Annotated in this window: 9 protein-coding genes, 1 pseudogene and 1 CRISPR repeat array; of the genes and pseudogenes, 8 read left to right on the top strand and 2 right to left on the bottom strand. The window is 44.1% G+C overall.

Going from position 1 to position 22,930, the window contains the following annotated elements; all coding sequences use genetic code 11:
- Genes KN1_RS06650 through KN1_RS06660 form a run of 3 tightly spaced genes read left to right on the top strand, consistent with a single transcriptional unit; the run spans position 1 to position 4,370 of the window.
- Positions 1–408, top strand: coding sequence for a hypothetical protein (locus KN1_RS06650; RefSeq protein ID WP_221290327.1), 408 nt, complete (start codon positions 1–3; stop codon positions 406–408).
- Positions 398–3,106, top strand: a complete 2,709-nt coding sequence (locus KN1_RS06655; RefSeq protein ID WP_221290330.1) for a DEAD/DEAH box helicase — start codon at positions 398–400, stop codon at positions 3,104–3,106. The genes KN1_RS06650 and KN1_RS06655 overlap by 11 nt, the downstream gene beginning before the upstream one ends.
- A complete protein-coding gene (locus KN1_RS06660; protein WP_221290333.1) occupies positions 3,099–4,370 on the top strand; it encodes an MBL fold metallo-hydrolase RNA specificity domain-containing protein in 1,272 nt (423 codons plus the stop codon). The genes KN1_RS06655 and KN1_RS06660 overlap by 8 nt, the downstream gene beginning before the upstream one ends.
- Here the strand turns inward: KN1_RS06660 and KN1_RS06665 are convergent.
- Entirely contained in the window at positions 4,363–5,760 is a 1,398-nt protein-coding gene (locus tag KN1_RS06665) for a hypothetical protein (protein ID WP_221290334.1), read from the bottom strand. The genes KN1_RS06660 and KN1_RS06665 overlap by 8 nt on opposite strands.
- A 206-nt stretch (positions 5,761–5,966) precedes the next feature.
- Here KN1_RS06665 and KN1_RS06670 point away from each other — a divergent pair, with 206 nt between their 5' ends.
- The 5 genes and pseudogenes from KN1_RS06670 to cas2 all read left to right on the top strand — a co-directional run bounded on the left by KN1_RS06670 (position 5,967) and on the right by cas2 (position 9,460).
- Complete coding sequence (locus KN1_RS06670; protein ID WP_221290335.1) at positions 5,967–6,704, top strand: AAA family ATPase; 738 nt, start codon at positions 5,967–5,969, stop codon at positions 6,702–6,704.
- On the top strand, positions 6,705–6,887 hold the full coding sequence (locus KN1_RS06675; RefSeq protein ID WP_221290336.1) for a hypothetical protein: 183 nt from the start codon (positions 6,705–6,707) through the stop codon (positions 6,885–6,887).
- 877 nt (positions 6,888–7,764) lie between these two features.
- Positions 7,765–8,005 (top strand): annotated as a pseudogene (locus KN1_RS15030) (antitoxin VapB family protein).
- Positions 8,006–8,106: 101 nt separating this feature from the next.
- A complete protein-coding gene (locus KN1_RS14730; RefSeq protein WP_225905805.1) occupies positions 8,107–8,337 on the top strand; it encodes a type II toxin-antitoxin system VapC family toxin in 231 nt (76 codons plus the stop codon).
- Positions 8,338–9,202: 865 nt separating this feature from the next.
- A complete protein-coding gene (gene cas2 / locus KN1_RS06690) occupies positions 9,203–9,460 on the top strand; it encodes a CRISPR-associated endonuclease Cas2 (protein ID WP_221290337.1) in 258 nt (85 codons plus the stop codon).
- Positions 9,461–10,767: 1,307 nt separating this feature from the next.
- Positions 10,768–19,997: a CRISPR direct-repeat array (repeat unit 30 nt; unit sequence GTTTGTAGCATTCCCTTGGGGACTTGAAAC).
- Between the two features lie 510 nt (positions 19,998–20,507).
- On the opposite strand, the gene cas3 is transcribed toward cas2, so the two are convergent.
- A complete protein-coding gene (gene cas3 / locus KN1_RS06695) occupies positions 20,508–22,754 on the bottom strand; it encodes a CRISPR-associated helicase Cas3' (protein ID WP_221290339.1) in 2,247 nt (748 codons plus the stop codon).
- Positions 22,755–22,930: the final 176 nt, after the last annotated feature.

A 22,930-nucleotide genomic window follows, 5' to 3' on the forward strand; every position in this document is an offset into this window, starting at 1 on the left:
TTGTACGTAATTAGGGAAAGTTCGAGTGAAGGGAAACCGAGGTCACATTACTATCGACTCACGCAAAATAAAGAAAGCTTTAAGGTATTTAGAGCATCACTGAGCATTTCGGAGTTAGACGAGGTACTGCTGTCCAGGACGGATATTAAATTCAACAAAACTAGGAAAACTATCAGCACGGATAGCGAGAGGCTGTTTAAGATGGCTATAATATACGGAGGGGTCAGGCAAACTATAAGGGTAGCTAACCGCTCGAGGTTGGTCTCCATTGCAAAAGTATTGTTATCCTTAGAGGAGTTCAGCTTGCAGTTCTGGTATACTGAGTTTGTCTCGAGGTATTCCACCAGAAATAATATAGTAGACACGTATAAAGTAGGAAGGTCTTTCAGGGACCTCTATGAGTTATGACCTAAAATTCGTTAAATTCGTATTTGACGAGTTGGAGAAAAACCACCCTTTCTTCAGGTACCCTTTATTGACTTCCGGGGACTACGAACCTTACCTCCACCAAGCGGAAGTGTTTTATAGGCTTTTGCCCAGGGAGCCGGTACGTTTCTTAATAGCCGACGACGTAGGGTTGGGTAAGACCATTGAAGGGATAATGGTAATTGACCAGTTAATTAAGAAGAAGAACGCGAGGAAAATCCTGTTGGTACTCCCCAAGATTTTAATTAAGCAGTGGGTTTACGAGCTCAACAGGTTTAGGAGGGAGTGGGACCTCCCAGTTTATGAGTATAGCGGGAAAGACGATGTAAAAGCTGATGGGATTTATGTGGTCAGTGTCGACACGGTTAAGAAGGAGAACCATAAGAAGAAGTTCCTCGAAGTCAAGTGGGACTTGGTAGTGGCTGACGAAATACATAAGGTAGGAGTCGTGGGGTCTAAGGAGAACTTAAGGTATAAGGCAATGGCAGAAATTAGCGGTAAAAACCAGGATGCGAACTTTCTAGGTTTATCCGCGACTCCCCATAGGGGTAATGACAACGACTATTTGAAGAGGTTAAACTTAATCGACCCTTATTTAAGGGAAGCCGACGATAACTTGCTTAGGACGAGCGTCAGGGCGATAGTCCAGAAGAGGAATAAGGACAATGTAAACAAGGTTTATGAGAAGGAAAAGATATTCCCCGACGCTATTTTTATCCAATATTTGGTCGAGCCTACAACAGACGAGTTGAAATACTACGAGAAAATCAGGGACTTAACTCTTACTATATTGAGAGAATACTACAATAAAATAGGGAAAAGCCCCAAAGGGTTGCCGCTCTTGTCCTTTATGATAGGGCGGAGGTCTCTTTCCAGCCCTTACGCGGGTCTGCTGACCTTTAAGAGGATGCTGGAAAAAAGGGCGGCTTACTTGTATGAAGAGGACGTATTAGACCAAGCCGAGGAGTACGCTGAAGAAGAGGAAGTCGAGGAAGACAGCGAACCGGACGAATTAGCCAACAAGTTAGCCCAATTGAGTAGCGAATACTTAGAGAAATTAGGGCATGAGTTCCTGCAAAAGTTTGAGGGTAACATTCATGACTTAATAAAGTTGGCTGAGAGTGTGATGAGTAGTGACAGCAGGGTAAAAGCAGTAGCAGAGTTAACTAAGTCCCACTTAGACAGAGGGGACAAGGTGATCGTGTTCACGGAATATAAGGACACTGCAGAGTACATTTATAATAAGTTTAAAGAGGAACTCCGCGTACCTGAAGGTTCGATTAAAGTCGTCACAAGTGATACGTTAGCTAAGGAAGGGATAGAGAGGGTGAAGGGTTGGCTCGAAAAAGGCGGGGCGAAGGTAATGGTAGCTACCGACGTGGCTTCTGAAGGGCTGAACTTGCAGTCAGCGAACGTCCTTATCCACTACGAGCTCCCGTTGAGCATAGTGAGGTTTGAACAGAGGAACGGTAGGGTATGGAGGCTGAAACAAAACAAGCCGGTCTATATTTATTACCTAGCACTAAATACGGAAATTGAACAAAGCATCTTGAACAATTACTATAACAAACTCTTAGAAATTACAAAGGGGACTGGTGCTGAAGTAAACGTGGCTGACGCCGTAGTATACAAGACAGGGAAGGTAAACAAAGTGTTCAATTTGACCCAAGACAAGGAACCCATACCGGTTTATTTAGCTTATAACGACCCCCAAAAGAAAGAGGAGCAAATAACTTCTATCAAAATATGGGAATCCGTACTCCAAGGTAACGTTAACGGTGTCGTCGAGACCATGCTCAAGAGGATAAGGATATTAAAAGAGACGATGAAAAAGTTCGCGCTTTACGACTCGTTACAAGGGGCTGCTGTAGTAGAAATCGATACCGTGAGGAAAATAGCGGGGTTTACCAACAGGTCGGAGTTAAGGTCGGTATTACAGACGTTTTTAGGAGAGCTTTTAAAGAAGGTAAACGGGAGGGTAGAAAACGGTAAAATCTTTTACAGCGGGGGAGTAATAGACGGTTACGACCCTTCAAGGATAGGTAAAATGATCGATACTATAGAGCAAATAATCTCTCACGTTACAAAAGAAGGTGAATCTTTCGTTATTTGTGACGCCTTGGACTACAACGTATATGTAGCTAACGCTAAAGTCCTCATAAACGGGAAGGAAACTGTGGACGTCCCTTACATAATTGATTCGAGTTCTCGAGAAGTCCCAATGAGCAAGTTTTTCGCCGAAATCTTGCCCCTGACTATGAACTGTAGAAAAGTTTACCCTGACGAAGTCTACATAACAAGAGAAATTAATAACCATTTAGTAATAAGGAATATAAAGTCTAGAATATTTAAATTATTAGAAAATTATACGAAGTACAGGCAATTGAGGGGGAGGGACAAGTGGTTACCTAACAATATAGACGAGATAGACGTAAAGGTCGATATAAGGGGAGGGGTTATAGGGGTTAACAATAACGAAACCGATTACTTGAATAAATCTCTCGATGGGCTTAAGAAAAAAGGCACGGTCACCGAAACACAAGGAGTTTACAGACTAGAAGGGAAAGGAGAAGTCAGGTACATCAGGATCGTAAGCCCTAAGGAAGTTTTCAACAGGGATAAACAGTATTGGGTCTATACTTATTCAAACGGTGCGTTAGTGGGCGTTAGAAATGGTTGAGTTCGTGTATAACAACCTGAAAATAAAAGTCCTGCAAGGGTATGGTGAGATCGGGGGGAACTGCATAGTAATGGAAGACAAGGACAGGAGGGCCGTTTTTGACCAAGGGGTCAGGTTTTCCAAGTTTAAAAAATTTTATAACCACAATATTTCCCCTGCTGGTTACTCCGAAATGGTCAAGTTAGGTATAATACCTAGACTGGACGACCCAATTGACTTGTTTATATCCCACTTCCACTTGGACCACCTCGGGTTACTACACCCTTTACCCATGGGCTCTACAGTCTACGTGCCCGATGAGGAAATATTCAACTCTTTCATAACCCCTTATAAGACCGCTAATAACTGGACTACTTACGTTTCTCCGCCTATCGGGGTCGAAATATCTAGTGCTATTAAAAATAACGATAACGTATTACCCCTACACGTGGAGCACAGTGCTTACCCCGCGACGTCATATTACTACGATAACGGGGACGTAAGGGCCCTTTATACGGGGGACTTCAGGCTCTCTTCCCCGCTGATTAACCTAAACCGGGAAACTCATAGAAAATTGCACGAGAAAACTCTGTTAGAAGAATACGAAGAAAAGGGGTTGTCCACAGACGTCTTAATAATAGAGGGGACGAACTTTTCCTCCCATAACATGCCGGTCACTTCTGATTATTTTATTGAACAACTCCTCAACATTTTTAAAATCCACTCAAACTCGTTGATACTCGTGTCAGTGGACTCTTTAGACGCTGAAGCGATCCTAAGCATGTTAGAAATTTCAAAACTGTATAACAGGACCCCCGTAGTTGAAGGGAGGAGGCTGACGAATATGGCCAAAGTCTGGGTAGAGCTGGCGGGAATAAACACTGATATTTATCAGCTCGGGACCGAGGAACTAAACTTCAACGTAATTTTGGAGGACGAGATAAAGAAGGGCCCTTCACAATACATAATTTTATCGAGTAAAGGTGATATACTGGACTTCGCTAGGAGGGCTAACTTAGGTAAAGGGTCGGTAGTCATATCTCTATCCGCTGAAGCCCCTTCTGAAAGTGAAGAGAACGAGAGTGTTGAGGACAACTGGTTAAAGATGTTAGGTTTCATTATATACCGGCTCAGGATGTCGGGGCATTATTACCCCTATGAATTGAAAGAAATCCTTGACACCATAAGGCCAAAGAAAGTAATCCCTATACACACCGAAGCCCCTTCACTGATGTGCGAATATATAGGACAGCTAGGTTATGAGTGCTTAAGCAGGTCTAGCTGACCACTTTAGTGTGTTTTTCCCCGCTCACCAACTCTGACGACATTTTTAACGCGTAGCCCAGTAACGTAGTGGCGTCATTGCTTACCCCCAGGACTTTCTCGTAGCTGGTCAATTCCCTCAAAGCCATGCTGAGCACGTCGAGGTAGGTACCGCGGTTTCCTTTCTTGACTTTCGTATAAATTTCCCACAAAGGCTTTACACCTTTTCTCCCTTTTACCAACTCTACTTTAAAAAGGCCCTCCTCAACCCCTATTACAGAGATGTGGAAGTCCCTTAAGGAGACCAGGTAAACGAGGGAACCGGGGTCGAGCCTATCCAAATAAAATATTGCTCTGTCAAACCCCCCTATATGGCTTGAAAATTCGAACTCTTTCTCATAAAAGCTTTCACACCCCTCATCTATGCAAGAGAATATGTAGTCCTTAAACAACCTGGGGGTTAAGGTATAGCCGTTCGAGTTACTGAGGGGCCTCTTGACCCACTCGTAAAAGAAAAATTCGATGTTATAGAGGGCGTCCATGTCCAGCGTGAACGGGTGGGAGGCTATGACTCCAGGGCTTTCGTCCCTTTTTTCCCCTATACGTCCTAACACTTTCTCTAAGGACATGCAGAAATGGCTTTGTGACAGTTCTACCCATTCCTCCGTTACGGGTGTTTTTTGGGAAAACAGCGGGAATACCTTACCTTTTTTAAACCTGGAAAACATGGAATTATACGTCACAAAATCGAGTAAAGCTAGGGCGTAGACCGGGATTTCTCCTTTTTCCCTTTCCCTAATTTGCTCAATTATGTCCTTTATTACTAGGAGTTGGTTAGGTGAGAACAACTTATAAATTGAGTCAAAGCCGTTTTTGAAGTCGACCTTAGCCTTAGGTATGTCAGGGTCTAAAAATACGTCCCTCAGCTTTTCATAGTTTTCCGCAGTCGGGGTCACAGGTGAGTCGAAAAGCTCGTTAGTCGATATCTCCCCGTACAAGAACTTTTCGAGGTTGCTGTTCCACGTCTTGAAACCCACGTTGCCTACTACGTTGTTGCACTTAGGGCACCTCAGTACTTTCTTTCTCTTGTACGGAAATTCTTCGCCACAATAAGGGCATTTCACTTTCCAAAAGTTGACCTTTATTCTACCCTCATTTGTCCCGCTATTACACCCTATTGAAAGGTCTTCCTCTCCCTCTCCTTTTTCTCTTCCCCATTCTTTTCTCCCCTTTATTCCTTTATTCTTATATATTTCCCTAAGCAAAGCCCGGAAAAGGGGGTTAGGGTCTGTAAAGTCTCCGTTTAAGTGCAACTCGCTTGACAAAGCGAACGGGTCTAAGACGTTAGATAACCGGGGGCTACTTTTCCTCCTCCAGAACTGGAACGAATTGTCGTAGAAGTCGAGTCCCATAACTGCAGGAGACCTAAATTAATAAGGGAGGGTAAAGCGTTTTTTCTAAAAGGGGTGAGCAAGGGAGAGTACTTCGGTATTTTGTCCGCCCTAAGAGGAGAGCAAAAGCTTTAACGCCTCTCTACCAACACGCCCCTCTTAAGCCCTACATTTCCTGAAAGCTTGTCCCACTCCTTGACGTGTCCTTTAACTTAAGGACGAAGGGCTTGTACCTCGAAAGGAGCGAGGACAAGGTAGTAATTAACGACGAGGGATATAAGGGACTAAATGAAGGGTATAGTGTTTTAAACCTCGTTAACCTAGCTAAACTACCCAGAGATAAAGTAACGGTGTTAAACTCAGTATATGACTTTTTGACTGGTATAATGGTTTTACGTGTAGACCCCTATGAGGCAATTTCACCGGTCCACGCTTCTGAGGTCACGGCGATAAACATTAATGGGAGGGGTATGGTAAAGGTCCTACACAACCTATACTCTGGAGGCGGTCTCCCGGGCTATATCGATGTTAAAGAAGAGGGGTACTCGATTTCATTTAAACTGTCTGACGAGGGGAACGTTATACTATATGTTAACGACCACGGTGTATTAGTACCTCCCCCGTCAGTCCCCAGCGGGCTTATAAAAATGCTCACTATAATGACCGCGTTAGCACTCAGACCTAAAGTCCTAGCCATAGACGAAGTCGAGGACTCACTTCACCTGAAGTACATCGAAAGGCTCCTCGATGTTTTCGGTTATTTCTCTGACGGCACACAAATAATACTTTCGACACACTCACCAGCAGTCATCGACTTAGTCAACCCTTCAGACCTAGTGTTAGTATCGAGAGTAGGTCTGTCTACTAAAGTCAGGAAGGTCAATAAAAAAGACGGGGAGTTAAAGGAATTCCTGGTCAAGAACGGGATTACCTTAAGTGACGCATATTTCTACGGTGCGATTTAGGTGAAGGTGTGTATCGTCTCTGAGGACACTTACGGTTATGTTTTTTTGAGGAAAATAATATACAGGCTGAAACACTACTGTAGAGCGTCTGACTACTGTAGAGCGTCTGACCTCGAAGTGTATAATACGGTGCTCCTTATACTACATATAGGGGAAGCCATTATGATAAACTCGTCAAGATAGTCAGGGTATTATGTACTTTATGTGATATAATAACAAAGGACGCTGATGGAAGGGACGTATACGAGGAGGAGAACAAGCTCAGGAACCTAATAAATAATTGTGAGAAAGTAAAATTCCTTATTTTTGACTATCAGATAGAGGACTGGATAGTATATAGTTTGACAAGGCACCTCGACCCTAATCCAGCAGGATATTTAAAGGTACACTATCAGTATGAAAAGTATATGCTGGACGAGTATGCTGACAAACTTAAATTTGACATTTTAAAGAACCTAGATAGCTTCTACAAATTCATACAGTATATCAAGCTTGAAAATTGCTTTAGCTGACTTTTTTCTAACTCTAGATGTAAACCGCCGATCACCGCTGACATTAAGGCAAAGACTTCACTGTTTTTGAAGAATATTCTCTAAAACTTCTAATGACAGCCCTAGACCCCCAAGCCCGTCAACCTGGACCTTACTCCCGGGAGGAGAATTCTCAGTAGAGCCCCAGTCCATTAAGTTTGCGGGGGGAGGGCGTTATTTGACCTTTTTAAAGGCATACTGGAAAACCCTCCAATAATGTTACCCTCAGGTTGTAAAGGGCAGAGGTGACAGGGGAATAGGAGGAGTGAATTTTAGGTTATTTGCCATTATTACTAACCCTAATATAACCGGGGGCTTAATGGGGAAAAAGGGAGTCCACTCCGCTTTAGGAGAATTTTTCGACAATTATAGCCCTGAATTGGTAACCGAAACCTGTAGCCAACGGAAAGGCGTTAGGTAAGACGAAAATGGGCTCAGAAAAAGGCATTTACCCGAGAAAATACTCAAGGCTTCACCTCCCGAGGACTCACTGCTGAGCTTATCACCTATAGTATGTATACATGATATATATGAAAACCCTAATGATCAGGGACGACGTATATGAGAAATTACTCGAGGTCAAAGGTGATAAAAGCTTTTAGTGAAGTAATTGAAGAATTAATAGAGGAGTCATTAAGTGTGAGGAGGAAAAAGGCTGAAAAGTACTTTGGATCCCTTAATGAGGGAGAAGCGAGGGAGTTAGCTGAGGAAATTGAGGAAATGAGGAAGAGGACTGATGAAAGTATTGCTAGAAAGCTCGGCAATTATTGAGTACTTAAAGGGGGACAAAGAAGTAAAGGAAATCGTGGACAAGGCTGAGGACTTTTACGTCAGCTCGTTAAGCGCATACGAAGTATTATTAGGTAAAACTGATGAAAATACAATACCAAGTTTTTTTGTCCGCGTTTAAAATTTTAAACGTCACCCTAAAGGACTCCCTGACGGCCTCAAGGGCCTATAAAAGGTTGAGGGACAAAGGGGTACTAGTAGGGTCTTTTGACATCCTGATAGCTTCTCAAGCTATTAATAGGGACTTGACCCTCGTAACTAGAGACAAGGACTTCCTAAGGATAAAAGGGGGTATGGAGACCTCGAGCTGTTAACGCTTTCATAATTAGACTAAGCTAAAGGATTAAAGGTGAGCCCTTTACCCCCACCAGTGACCGCACCGTTTTGCCCTTACCCCCCTACTGAGTCAGTTATTTCGGTGTGTATACAGACGAGGGGAAACCGGCGAACTCTACCTCCCCGACATCCGCGTGTCCTCTGCAAGCTCTAAGCCCCTACTACTTTCCTATACCGGAGGCTGTGTCCCCCCCCCCCCGCCCCTCCGATAACCCCGTTAACGGGCTCCGGTTGACCACGACTCAGCTTGGGGAAAAGGGCGTTAAGTCCTTTTTAAAGTCGGACTTATGTCCCTTAACAGGTTGACCCTAAGCCCCCGTATAGGAAGACGTGTTTAAGGACAGTTCACCTCTCTCGTTTACAAAACGTATAAAGGTGTAGAGAATATTGGTAGTCCTACGTACTCATCCCCGGTAAACCGCACAAGGTGACCGCCTGATAAAGTCCTCTAAGACCCGCCCCTCAGTTACTCTCTACTTCCTCCCCACCTCCACCCCAAAGTGTACACTCTAAGTAAACGACAGTAAGGTCACCCTTTATTACTCAACCGGGTCGACAGCAGGAAATAAAGACACTTGTGAAACACATGCAAACCCGTAAAAGTACCTAATTATTACACCCGGGAAAAGCACCGTATAAAGACACCTGCAAACAACTCACAGCTTAAACCCCATTACCCATGTCCACTGGACGGTGTGTACAAAGGCGGACACAAACGTCTTACAGACCCCTAGTATTAAAACCATCTACTTCTATGGTAGGGCCAAGTAATACGTAGGACTTTCTCCGTACACAGCGTTTAAAATTGTTATATGAGTTTACCGTATTTTTATTCGGCACTATATGTATGTGATCCTCGTGTATGACGTTAACGAGAAGCGCGTGAACAAAGTCCTCAACATATGCAGGAAATACTTGACGTGGATCCAGAGGTCAGTTTTCGAGGGGGAGATAACTGAAGGTAAACTCTACCTCCTGAAAAACGAGCTCAAAAAAGTCATAAAAGACGACGACATGGTGATAATATTCAAGCTCGACGGGAAGTTCCTCGTGGAGAAGGAAGTCATGGGTAAGGGCTCGGCAGACACCAACGTGTTATAAAAACCGCGAACGTGCACTTGCCCTAAAACTAAGAGGGCTAAAGGGAGTGACGCTGACTACTTGTGGCTAACCACTGTTCAGTAAATTCCGTTATTATAACACTGAAGTAGATTAATACCGATTACCAGTAGCAGACCACTTGTGACAATCTACCAAAAGTTTACTGATAGCGCTACCTTAGCCCCCTTGTGACAAACCTTCTGTGAAAAATACCCTCATGTTCTCCTCTATGTCCACCTCGCATATAGCGTCTTGTGATAAGACATTCGTGACAGACCGCTGACTTTTCAACGATCATCTCCCTTTACCGTCTGGCTAACTTGTGACAAACCACTTATGACAAACCACGTTTTCGTCTGTTACCCTGTTTAATAATTCATCTGTACTTGTGGCAAACCACTTGTGACGAACTACTCCCCCCCCCCCCATCTCTTGACACTGTTTTTTAATGTGTAGACACTTCTTTGTTTGCGCTTGTTAAACCCTCAGATAAAGCCGTCGAGTTAAATTTACAGCCTGTAGTTTAACAGTAAGCTTAAAGCAGTAAAACACTGGGGACAGGTAACGTCACATGTAACAGTGTAGACACTTACGGTAAGCCTAAAACAGCCCCATCGCCCTGAGCCGATTAGTGTAGGGACAAAGCCCCTACACTCTGTCACCATTGAAATGGAGATGACTGACAAGAGCCCTATGTGTCCTTTGTACAGAAAACGGATTTACCATATGATATAGCTTTTCCTCGGGAGCTTAAAACAACGCCTGAGCGCAGAAAATTAATTCACCTAAGGACCTCGATCAAGCCCACACCACGTACTGTTATCCCGTTTCGTGAATTAGTACAGTTGGCAGGGCAAACAATACGCTAAACACGAGGTATGCATCACACTAAGCCATTAACTGTCCTTAGACTTCTTCACAGAAAACGGAATATACGTCACGAGGTAGGAATTAGACCAAGCCATTAACCCTCACCTTATGCTTTTACCCTGGGTCACGTAATAACATCGTCGTGCGTTAATTTAACTATGACGACCTTACCTCATCTAGACAAATACAAGCACGAGGAGCAGTGAAATCCCATTACGTCCGGCCCGCATATTTATTCTAATTCTATATATATTTATTCATTTTATATGGCAGGGAGTGAGATCGGCAGTGAAAGGTAAAACAAAAATATTACTACTAAAACATATTTATTTTTACGTAAAACTCCCTCGGCAGTGAAAGGTAGCTTTAAGGAGCGGTAACGCTGCCGAAAAACAGCAAAACTTTTATCACTGTAGACAGCATATACCACTAGAGGAGTTTGTAGCATTCCCTTGGGGACTTGAAACAAATCGCAATATGGCCCGACTATACACCGTTGAATGTTTGTAGCATTCCCTTGGGGACTTGAAACCCTCAGCATCAAGCCAAATACTTTCTCTAATAGAGCCGTGTTTGTAGCATTCCCTTGGGGACTTGAAACTTTTCGAGATTTATCTTTACTTCTACCTCGTCATTATGTGTTTGTAGCATTCCCTTGGGGACTTGAAACCCCTTTTCCTTAAGGCAATAGAGTCTGTGTTATATCAAAGTTTGTAGCATTCCCTTGGGGACTTGAAACCCTCTTCAATCTTCTTTTTCTCTTGCTCTTCTTTCTGGTTTGTAGCATTCCCTTGGGGACTTGAAACATAGAAAACAATTTTAGATTTTCGAAACGGCAATATAGTTTGTAGCATTCCCTTGGGGACTTGAAACGGAAATTACAATTAATCTGTCATTTTGCGAAATTTTGGTTTGTAGCATTCCCTTGGGGACTTGAAACCAAGATTTCTATTATCTTTTTAGAATCTAGAAAGTGTTTGTAGCATTCCCTTGGGGACTTGAAACCATGGACACAGAAAGGTAAAACATACTTTATAGAAGTTTGTAGCATTCCCTTGGGGACTTGAAACATCTGTCATTTTGCGAAATTTTCGCAAAAAATGAGGTTTGTAGCATTCCCTTGGGGACTTGAAACTATATAGCATCTACCTGTTTTTTAGTGGCTCTTAATTGTTTGTAGCATTCCCTTGGGGACTTGAAACTTAGGTAATATCATTGGAAAAATAAAAGATTCAAAGGTTTGTAGCATTCCCTTGGGGACTTGAAACGACCCCACGGGGACGGGGAGTTTTTCCGGAAACCCCGGTTTGTAGCATTCCCTTGGGGACTTGAAACATAATAGAAATGTCATAGCTGTCTTTCTATCTTCATCGTTTGTAGCATTCCCTTGGGGACTTGAAACTACCCCATAAGTTCTAAAGTGTCTTGGTTCGGTTTGAGTTTGTAGCATTCCCTTGGGGACTTGAAACCTTTAGCAGGGGAAAATAATGCCAGGGCAATTAATGCGTTTGTAGCATTCCCTTGGGGACTTGAAACTAAAAGTTAGTATAGTCTAAGCGATAACTCAGTTCATCGTTTGTAGCATTCCCTTGGGGACTTGAAACCAAATATTGTCCACGGCTTCCTCCACGTTTTCACTGGACGTTTGTAGCATTCCCTTGGGGACTTGAAACAGCTTGCAAGCATTCCTAAAAGAACCTGATGAAGTGAGTTTGTAGCATTCCCTTGGGGACTTGAAACGCGTTAGCGTGTGTTAGTGTTTGTGTGTGCAAAAAGCCGGGTTTGTAGCATTCCCTTGGGGACTTGAAACCTCAGTCCTCAGCACCTCCATCTCTTTCTCTGTTAGCGGTTTGTAGCATTCCCTTGGGGACTTGAAACTAAAGAAATGGTCTACAAGGTCAAGTTAAATAATCTAGGTTTGTAGCATTCCCTTGGGGACTTGAAACTTGATACTGAAAAAGTGAAAAGTGCAGAAGTGGTGCAGTTTGTAGCATTCCCTTGGGGACTTGAAACTATTTTCAACTAGAAGATAAAAATGCCAATATGTCACGACGTTTGTAGCATTCCCTTGGGGACTTGAAACGCGTTACGCTAGCAGAGCTACTCCCACCATTCGCCACGTTTGTAGCATTCCCTTGGGGACTTGAAACTTTTTCCCGGCGGTAACAAATCGACATCTAAAGTTTTGTTTGTAGCATTCCCTTGGGGACTTGAAACTGCAAAATAATTTGTTTCAACAAACCAAAAGCCAATGTTTGTAGCATTCCCTTGGGGACTTGAAACGCTCTTCACCCGTCAGCTGACCAATATAGATTTCTTTCGTTTGTAGCATTCCCTTGGGGACTTGAAACAGGTAAACGTATACATAAACCAGGAGATACTTAACAGTTTGTAGCATTCCCTTGGGGACTTGAAACATAAAGTTCGGAATTTCATACATAGTTTCGGTGGACGGTTTGTAGCATTCCCTTGGGGACTTGAAACATGGTGGCGGTACCATGTCCACTAAGAGCCTTTTTATGTTTGTAGCATTCCCTTGGGGACTTGAAACGCAAGTGATGATAGAGAAGTTTTTATTGATTTATCTAGGTTTGTAGCATTCCCTTGGGGACTTGAAACACTTTAGGGGTTTGAGGTTTGGACGCCATATTCGAACGTTTGTAGCATTCCCTTGGGGACTTGAAACGATATTCAAAGATAGAACAACTATAACAATATTTCGTTTGTAGCATTCCCTTGGGGACTTGAAACTTTAAGTGGATACGGTAAACTACTCATATGTAAAAAGTTTGTAGCATTCCCTTGGGGACTTGAAACTCCTATCGACGAATTCCGAGTGCTCGCCGAAGCCGCGTTTGTAGCATTCCCTTGGGGACTTGAAACTTTCTGTCAGCTTGCTGAAATAAAATAAGATTGTTAGGTTTGTAGCATTCCCTTGGGGACTTGAAACCGAAAACATAAAATATACTTGGGGCGTCAAAAGTCCAGAGTTTGTAGCATTCCCTTGGGGACTTGAAACTAGAATAAGTATCGGCTCACTTCGCTCGTAACTTAAAGTTTGTAGCATTCCCTTGGGGACTTGAAACTCAAACATGATAGAAAGAAAGAAAGAAAAGAAAAATGTTTGTAGCATTCCCTTGGGGACTTGAAACGGTACTCTGTTGTTCTGTCCACCGAACCACACAGCCGGGGTTTGTAGCATTCCCTTGGGGACTTGAAACCTCTATCCAGTATTAAAATTTTAACAAACTCGGCTTGTTTGTAGCATTCCCTTGGGGACTTGAAACACTAATAGTCAGCTCACATGTCCCATACCCTTTGTGGTGTGTTTGTAGCATTCCCTTGGGGACTTGAAACCCTTTCCTCTGGTCTCTATCTCTATGTGACTCTTGAAATGTTTGTAGCATTCCCTTGGGGACTTGAAACTCTTCAGTAATGCCCGATCTTAAAGAGGTAAGGTATTTGTTTGTAGCATTCCCTTGGGGACTTGAAACCTAACAAAGCCAAAATCTCCCAATCTTCTTCTGTTTGTTTGTAGCATTCCCTTGGGGACTTGAAACGATTTAAGTGCTAAAGTACAGTCCATGACAATTCTCGTTTGTAGCATTCCCTTGGGGACTTGAAACTAGTGAGAAACCATTATACTATAATTGCCTTTAAATTGTTTGTAGCATTCCCTTGGGGACTTGAAACTTGAAGGCTTTTTTCCAATACAATCTATAAATATACCTCGTTTGTAGCATTCCCTTGGGGACTTGAAACCAATTCTTCATAAAGTTGTCAGAATAGGGGACGAAAGTTTGTAGCATTCCCTTGGGGACTTGAAACCTGGAAAAGTTCTACACATGAAGAAGGTGATCCTAAGTTTGTAGCATTCCCTTGGGGACTTGAAACCAAAAGAAATCGTCTGACTTTTCACGATCGTAAACTGTTTGTAGCATTCCCTTGGGGACTTGAAACTCATAGCAAATTTAGGATTTGTAGTCTGGATAGTGACGTTTGTAGCATTCCCTTGGGGACTTGAAACGTTCAGCTCTTTTTTATGCCCTTATTGAGACTGAACGTTTGTAGCATTCCCTTGGGGACTTGAAACACTCATCATTCTTTGACACTCTCGGGAAATAGTAGTAGTTTGTAGCATTCCCTTGGGGACTTGAAACGAAACAAGAGTTCAATAGAGTATGTGACCAAAGTGAGTTTGTAGCATTCCCTTGGGGACTTGAAACAACCTCTCACTTTGCACAAAAAGTGCTAACTCATCATGTTTGTAGCATTCCCTTGGGGACTTGAAACTGCTAAAGCAAAGAAAGAAGGCAAATCCTGAACAATGGGAGTTTGTAGCATTCCCTTGGGGACTTGAAACCCGATAATTTATGCCGGAAACCCAATGAGTTACACTCGTTTGTAGCATTCCCTTGGGGACTTGAAACTACCTGTTGATGGTGAAACGTATACCTCCTCTTGAGTTTGTAGCATTCCCTTGGGGACTTGAAACAAAGTAATTGTTTTATTTCGTCCGGCAACTTGAAAAGTTTGTAGCATTCCCTTGGGGACTTGAAACCACTCTTTCTCAGCATTTCCGAAAGGTATGAATTCGGTTTGTAGCATTCCCTTGGGGACTTGAAACAAAACGTCTACATAATATATATCAACAGAAACAATAATGTTTGTAGCATTCCCTTGGGGACTTGAAACGCTTTCTCCAGAAGTTCTTTTGTCTCCTGATCAAGTGAGTTTGTAGCATTCCCTTGGGGACTTGAAACTTTTTTTGAGCTGAAAACTTGTTTTTCACCTAAACGTTTGTAGCATTCCCTTGGGGACTTGAAACCAAACTCTCTGAAAGTAGTCACAAGTTCTTCATTTACGTCTTGTTTGTAGCATTCCCTTGGGGACTTGAAACTTCTTCATCAAGATGCCAAAGTGTTTAGTGATGATAGGGTTTGTAGCATTCCCTTGGGGACTTGAAACCGTAGACATAAACGTGAGTTACAGCCCTTTTTGATAAGTTTGTAGCATTCCCTTGGGGACTTGAAACCTAAAGTATTTGGATGCAATAGAAAGCCCACCAGACAGCGTTTGTAGCATTCCCTTGGGGACTTGAAACGCTTTCTTGTACATACCTCACGCCTTCTTTGATAAGTTTGTAGCATTCCCTTGGGGACTTGAAACTTTGGGTTTTGTTGCTGTGGATATTGAAAGTATGGGTGTTTGTAGCATTCCCTTGGGGACTTGAAACTCGAATATAACCCTTGTCGGAAACTCGTTTATCATGTTGTTTGTAGCATTCCCTTGGGGACTTGAAACCCCCCATTTTCGTAAGGTAATATCCATTATTTTTTAGTTTGTAGCATTCCCTTGGGGACTTGAAACTTCAAGTTCAAAAACTACAAGTTTTTTATGAGGCTGGTTTGTAGCATTCCCTTGGGGACTTGAAACTAGTTATTAAAATAAAATTGTCTAGTAATAATAAAGACGTTTGTAGCATTCCCTTGGGGACTTGAAACCGTTGTGTACTAATATGTACCGTTCTGTGATATAGTCGGTTTGTAGCATTCCCTTGGGGACTTGAAACTAGTTATTAAAATAAAATTGTCTAGTAATAATAAAGACGTTTGTAGCATTCCCTTGGGGACTTGAAACCGTTGTGTACTAATATGTACCGTTCTGTGATATAGTCGGTTTGTAGCATTCCCTTGGGGACTTGAAACTAGTTATTAAAATAAAATTGTCTAGTAATAATAAAGACGTTTGTAGCATTCCCTTGGGGACTTGAAACCGTTGTGTACTAATATGTACCGTTCTGTGATATAGTCGGTTTGTAGCATTCCCTTGGGGACTTGAAACCGTTGTGTACTAATATGTACCGTTCTGTGATATAGTCGGTTTGTAGCATTCCCTTGGGGACTTGAAACCGTTGTGTACTAATATGTACCGTTCTGTGATATAGTCGGTTTGTAGCATTCCCTTGGGGACTTGAAACGCAATTTCTATAAATAACCCGTCTCTAAGTAATTTCGGTGTTTGTAGCATTCCCTTGGGGACTTGAAACAATTTGCATAAATTTCGTAATATTTAAATAAATTGAAGTTTGTAGCATTCCCTTGGGGACTTGAAACTCTAAACAGGGGAGGTCAGCAAAGCCCAACAATTCCAGTTTGTAGCATTCCCTTGGGGACTTGAAACCCAAGAGGTGATTGAGTAATGTCCACTAATAGCGTTAGTGTTTGTAGCATTCCCTTGGGGACTTGAAACGCTTTCAAATCAGCAAGAGAAATATTAAATCGAAAACGTTTGTAGCATTCCCTTGGGGACTTGAAACCTCGCCATCTTCGTCACCCGCGTAGTCTGCTACTAAGTTTGTAGCATTCCCTTGGGGACTTGAAACAGTTTTCTCCTAGTATCGTAGACGGCGTCCTCTCTTGTTTGTAGCATTCCCTTGGGGACTTGAAACTAAAGTGGAGTGTGATAGGTAATAATTGGGGATAAGGTTTGTAGCATTCCCTTGGGGACTTGAAACGGCTGACCCTATACTTGTCAAATAGTGGATATGCAAGGTTTGTAGCATTCCCTTGGGGACTTGAAACGAGAACAGGGGCGATGTGGATAAGATTTATGAGAAGGTTTGTAGCATTCCCTTGGGGACTTGAAACCTAAGGCGGAAGAGCTAAGCAAAGTAGACAGCGCTGCGTTTGTAGCATTCCCTTGGGGACTTGAAACCCCCACTTAGTAAATAAAAATTCAAACTGAAACAAATTGTTTGTAGCATTCCCTTGGGGACTTGAAACTTCTGCAGCTTTGTTATAGTGTCAATAGCTTTAGCAGTTTGTAGCATTCCCTTGGGGACTTGAAACCCGGTGTAATAATAAAGGCTACGAAGGATCCAGAGTTCCGTGTTTGTAGCATTCCCTTGGGGACTTGAAACACCAGCAAAAGGCACTCATATCAAAATTCTTTGAGAGTTTGTAGCATTCCCTTGGGGACTTGAAACCCTGGTGTTGCCGCTAATGTTATTATCCTTGTTATGAGTTTGTAGCATTCCCTTGGGGACTTGAAACCAATTCCGTATTCGTCTTGCTCAACTAAGATTATTCTGACGTTTGTAGCATTCCCTTGGGGACTTGAAACGTAAACTCCCCAGTTTCTCTCCTTAACCTATCCAAAAGTTTGTAGCATTCCCTTGGGGACTTGAAACTCTGAAAGTTAAGAAAAATTATTGATAATGTTAGACAGTGTTTGTAGCATTCCCTTGGGGACTTGAAACACGGGGGCAAAAACCAAGACCTTCTTTTTTTAATTGTTTGTAGCATTCCCTTGGGGACTTGAAACACGCGAGGACTGTTAATACTTCTTGTTGAAACGAGGTTTGTAGCATTCCCTTGGGGACTTGAAACCTCAGCCTGGAGCAAGCTATCGACATTTGCCTTACGGCGTTTGTAGCATTCCCTTGGGGACTTGAAACCCTAATGCTAATGCTTTTCTATCTGTATTATTTTCAGGTTTGTAGCATTCCCTTGGGGACTTGAAATGCTAACTAGATGAGAAAATAGAAGAAGAAGGAGAGGGTTTGTAGCATTCCCTTGGGGACTTGAAACCCACAAAAACTTGGCTATCTCGTCTCTCAAGAAACTTGTTTGTAGCATTCCCTTGGGGACTTGAAACCGGTTGTTGATTTGGTTAAAAAAACTTTACCCCGCCTGTTTGTAGCATTCCCTTGGGGACTTGAAACACCGGCACTTTTATACCGAGTCCAAACGGTTTTAAAGTTTGTAGCATTCCCTTGGGGACTTGAAACTTGCATACGCATATACACTACTCACACTAATTCTATCCGGTTTGTAGCATTCCCTTGGGGACTTGAAACCCTGGTGTTGCCGCTAATGTTATTATCCTTGTTATGAGTTTGTAGCATTCCCTTGGGGACTTGAAACGGAAACGTGTAGTTCTGTAGTTTGAGCCCGTCTTCAGTTTGTAGCATTCCCTTGGGGACTTGAAACACGAATCTGGTCTCACTTCCTCCACCTCTTGAGAAGCTGTTTGTAGCATTCCCTTGGGGACTTGAAACTTCACTTTTCAATAAGTGAAAAGAGTAAGCTAATATGTTTGTAGCATTCCCTTGGGGACTTGAAACTAGAGAAGATGGAGGCTGAGGACTGATGTCAGCGACGTTTGTAGCATTCCCTTGGGGACTTGAAACCTTTTCCATATAATGCGTAAGCTTTCTCTAGATGTTGTGTTTGTAGCATTCCCTTGGGGACTTGAAACAAACCCCGAGGAGGATGACGAAAGAAGACAAAATAGTTTGTAGCATTCCCTTGGGGACTTGAAACTCATAGTACCAGCAGGTACATACTCATACATCATCAGAGGTTTGTAGCATTCCCTTGGGGACTTGAAACTATATATACTCATCACCGCTCAGTGCTGAGCGGATAGGTTTGTAGCATTCCCTTGGGGACTTGAAACAAGTTTTCCTCTCTTTTTCTGTGGAGAAACTTTTAGGTTTGTAGCATTCCCTTGGGGACTTGAAACTCGAACGACACTACTTGTTGAAGGACATAAAATAGGAGTTTGTAGCATTCCCTTGGGGACTTGAAACGACTTAGTGACTTCGTTAGAAGAAGGAGAACAAGTCAGGGGTTTGTAGCATTCCCTTGGGGACTTGAAACGCGAGCTATCACTACACTAAGACGAAAAGACATGGGTTTGTAGCATTCCCTTGGGGACTTGAAACCGATTATTATCCTGGAAACACCAGGATAACTGTAAAGTTTGTAGCATTCCCTTGGGGACTTGAAACTGAATTCAACTGACTTCTCGTAATAGAACTTCAGAGGTTTGTAGCATTCCCTTGGGGACTTGAAACTCACTCCAAATTATATAATATTTGGTGAATTTTTACAGGTTTGTAGCATTCCCTTGGGGACTTGAAACCGATTATTGCTATTATGATCCAAAAGAGGGGGCTATGTTTGTAGCATTCCCTTGGGGACTTGAAACACATGATCTTCAGCAGGCTCGAGAGCTTCATCAATTCGTTTGTAGCATTCCCTTGGGGACTTGAAACGAAGAAGTCAAAGAGACAATGACGAAAGTGAGCCAAGTTTGTAGCATTCCCTTGGGGACTTGAAACATCTAGCAAACCCTGAGAGCGTCAGTGCGATCGGCGGTTTGTAGCATTCCCTTGGGGACTTGAAACTGAAGGCGAAATCATCTACGCCCTAGCGTTGTTAGGGGTTTGTAGCATTCCCTTGGGGACTTGAAACTGTATGTTTCACCGTGAGGTGCTGATGACCATACCGTGTTTGTAGCAATCCCTTGGGGACTTGAAACTGAAGGCGAAATCATCTACGCCCTAGCGTTGTTAGGGGTTTGTAGCATTCCCTTGGGGACTTGAAACTGTATGTTTCACCGTGAGGTGCTGATGACCATACCGTGTTTGTAGCAATCCCTTGGGGACTTGAAACCACTCACGCAAAGCGTATGCACTCACTGTAGTGAGGTTTGTAGCAATCCCTTGGGGACTTGAAACAACCCGTAAGGTTTTAGTTTTTCACAGTATTCTGGCTGTTTGTAGCAATCCCTTGGGGACTTGAAACTCGTAAACAGCAAAACCGTAATTGTCGTAACTCACTATGACGTTTGTAGCACTCCCTTGGGGACTTAAAACGATAGCTGTATAGTGCTTGTCCTCCTAGACCTGCTGTTTGTAGCACTCCATTGGGGACAAAACTCCGCCATAAATTTTCAGCCGATAACAAGTGGCTAGTGACGTGAGCCGTTTATAGGGGGTCTTTCATGTTTTCGTTTCAAGTTGAAACCAGCACCGCCAATGACCCCGCCCATATGGTCACTCACATCTCCGTTTTAATTGAAATGATCTCTCTCAAATTAATATAATTGGATTTAACACTATTCATGGACTACATACACGACCTAACTTCTTTTAAATGACCTATTCGACTAAAGTCGTGGCCCCTGTTGACCGCCTTATCAGCTTTTTAGTATTGATTTCACCCATCACGTGTAATTAATGATGATGATTAAAATACCGCTCCGTCAAAAATACAATTAGGGTTACAACGAGTTCACGGGCAGCCCTTATCGGTAAAAAACGGGATATGGTGGTAGGGAGGAGGGATGGAGGAGGAACTACGTTCCCGATAAAAACGCTATGGGTTTACCATATCAAGGCACCCTCGTCCTTCCTAGCTTTAAAACCGGTGTCAGGGTCGTAGAACTTGCCTAAGTCCCCCCTTTCGAGGACGTACCACCCCAGTTCGTCGTCTAAGCCCAAGTCGGGCTTTTCCCAGACCTTTACGACATACCCCTGTGCTTTCGCCATTAACGCCTTTACCTTAGCCCTCCTCTGGAAACCCTTTTCCTTCAAGACCTCTTTCAACTGCTTATAGACCGCCTCCGCCTCTTCGTCTAAGGTCACATAGACCGTGTACTTGGGCTCTTCCGTTATCAGCTTTAGCTCTACCTTGTCGAACTCCAGCTTAGTCACGTTCCCCAGTACTTCCGCCCTCTTCTTACTGGACTCGGGTTTAAACTTCTTCCTCACCTCCTCATAGTACTTCGACAGCAGCCTGTCTACGTCTTTTTCCTCCAGTTCCCTTACGCCCGACAGTGCTGAAAGGGTTATCTCTTCCGTAAGCTTACCGTAAACTAAAGAGAAGTCTGTGGAGTTAGCGCTTTCCCTCTTCACCCTGACCACGGTGAGCTCCCCTTTGTCCCGCGTCCACTCCCTGTTCACCCTACCCGCCGCTTGTATTATGGAGTCTATAGGGCCCAAGTCCCTCACTGCCTCCCTGAAGTCCACGTCTACACCTGCTTCTACCAGCTGTGTGGTAACTAACGCTACTGCCTCACCCCTCTTCTTTTTCCTTATTATCTCTTCCACCCTCTCTATCCTCTGTTTCGGGGCTACCCTCGTAGAGAGGAAGTAGACGTCGTCGGTGCACTCCTTCAACGTCCTGAACCCCCTCTCAGCGGAGTCTATCGTGTTGAACTCCACCATCACGTCTTTTTTACCGCACACTTCCGCTGCTACGTCTTCAGGCCTCACGACTGTGTCGAGGTCCCTGAAGGTCACCTTGTAGCGGTTCGGCGTGTAGTTCACCGGCCTCACCCCCTGCCAGAACGGGTTCGTGGCGGTCATGAAAAGGGCTTTGATGTTCAGCTCCCCCACAGCCCCTTCCAGTGCCTCCTTTACTATGTAGAGCTCCTCTATCCCCATAGCCTGTACCTCGTCGAGGAGGAGGAAGGAGTTAGCGGTGTTGTGTAACCTCTTTAGGTAAGCGTTCTTTGAAGACAGCAGCGTGTTGACCAGTGCCTCAAAGGTGGTGACGATGAGGGGGGAGTCCCAGCTCTCCGCTGTGAGCAGTTCCTTCTCCATGTCCCTGTACTCGTCCCCGGTGACGGGGTGTCCCTTAGGCTCAGGGTAGGAGAGGTGATGGAACCTCATCACTTCCTCCCCGTACACGGAGTGGAGGACGTTATAGGTCTGTTCGATTATGTTAATGAAGGGCAGGGAATAGATGAGCCTCCTAGCCTTGTGCTTCAGCCCTATTACCGTACCGCTGATGGTCTTCCCGCTACCCGTGGGCGCGTTCAGGAACGTAAGAGGACCTGAAGGGGAATACCCCTTAGCGAAATTGAAGAGCTGTTCCCTCATCGGGTAGGCCCTGCCTGACTTGGGTAACCCCTCGGCGTAGCGTATGAGGGGGTCGGGGTCTAGGGGCCCGTGCCTGAGGTACTCGGTGCCGGAAGCACTGTGCTTGTCGGCGTCTATCAGTGAGGAGAACAACAGCAGCCCCTCAAAGTACCACTTCCACGAATAAGCCTTTTCCTCCACCTTTCTGGCCACGTACCCCTTTACCTTAAACACGGACTTTTCAGCTTGGCGGAGGAGGTCGTCGGAAGGCTTCACGTGCAGGGGGACCCCGAGCTCGGACGTGATAAAGCCCCACCTGTCGCTGAGCTCCCCTATCTGCGTCTTCAGGCAACCGTCATATTTCAGTTCGTCTTCTTTATTCCATAACAAGTCGTGGACTGTGGTTAGCCCTTTCAGCCCGGTGTGGTGAGAGAGGACTGCGAGCATGGTGAGTAGCGGGTAGACGTGGGAGGTTATGTCGTCGCCGGGGCGGAGGCTACGGGCTTCGCCGTAGGCGATGAGGGAAGAGACCAAGGCGTGGTCGGAACACGGTACTTTCTTACCCGTCCTGAGGTGTCGCTGGAACTCGTCGGTGTACTTGCCTATGTCGTGGAGGAGGCCCGCGGTATAGGCTAAGTCTGACAAGTCGGGCCTACCTGCTCCCTTCACGTTCTCCCTCGCCGATTCACCTACTTCCTTTAAGTGGTCCCTCAAATACTTGTCCGGGTGGGAACAGAAGCTGTCACGGAAATCTATACAGAGCCCCATTTTATATCATAACACCATTTTCAACCGTCTGTAATAAGCGTTACGGTGGGAACAAGGGCGTTGAATAAATTTGGGGACGAACTGTCACCCCGTGTTGGGCTTACCCCGCGGCTGTTGAGGGCAGAGGGGTAGTGGTGGGCTCCCACTTGCGGAGGGGTAGCAGGGCGGCCCGGGAG

Origin of the sequence: Stygiolobus caldivivus (genome assembly GCF_019704315.1) — an archaeon.
GTDB classification, from domain to species: domain Archaea; phylum Thermoproteota; class Thermoprotei_A; order Sulfolobales; family Sulfolobaceae; genus Stygiolobus; species Stygiolobus caldivivus.

Coding starts and splice junctions, on each gene's coding strand:
- KN1_RS06655 (WP_221290330.1), top strand. CDS start 398: ATGAGTTATGACCTAAAATTCGTTAAATTCGTATTTGACGAGTTGGAG.
- KN1_RS06660 (WP_221290333.1), top strand. CDS start 3,099: ATGGTTGAGTTCGTGTATAACAACCTGAAAATAAAAGTCCTGCAAGGG.
- KN1_RS06665 (WP_221290334.1), bottom strand. CDS start 5,760: ATGGGACTCGACTTCTACGACAATTCGTTCCAGTTCTGGAGGAGGAAA.
- KN1_RS14730 (WP_225905805.1), top strand. CDS start 8,107: ATGAAAATACAATACCAAGTTTTTTTGTCCGCGTTTAAAATTTTAAAC.
- cas2 (WP_221290337.1), top strand. CDS start 9,203: ATGTATGTGATCCTCGTGTATGACGTTAACGAGAAGCGCGTGAACAAA.
- cas3 (WP_221290339.1), bottom strand. CDS start 22,754: ATGGGGCTCTGTATAGATTTCCGTGACAGCTTCTGTTCCCACCCGGAC.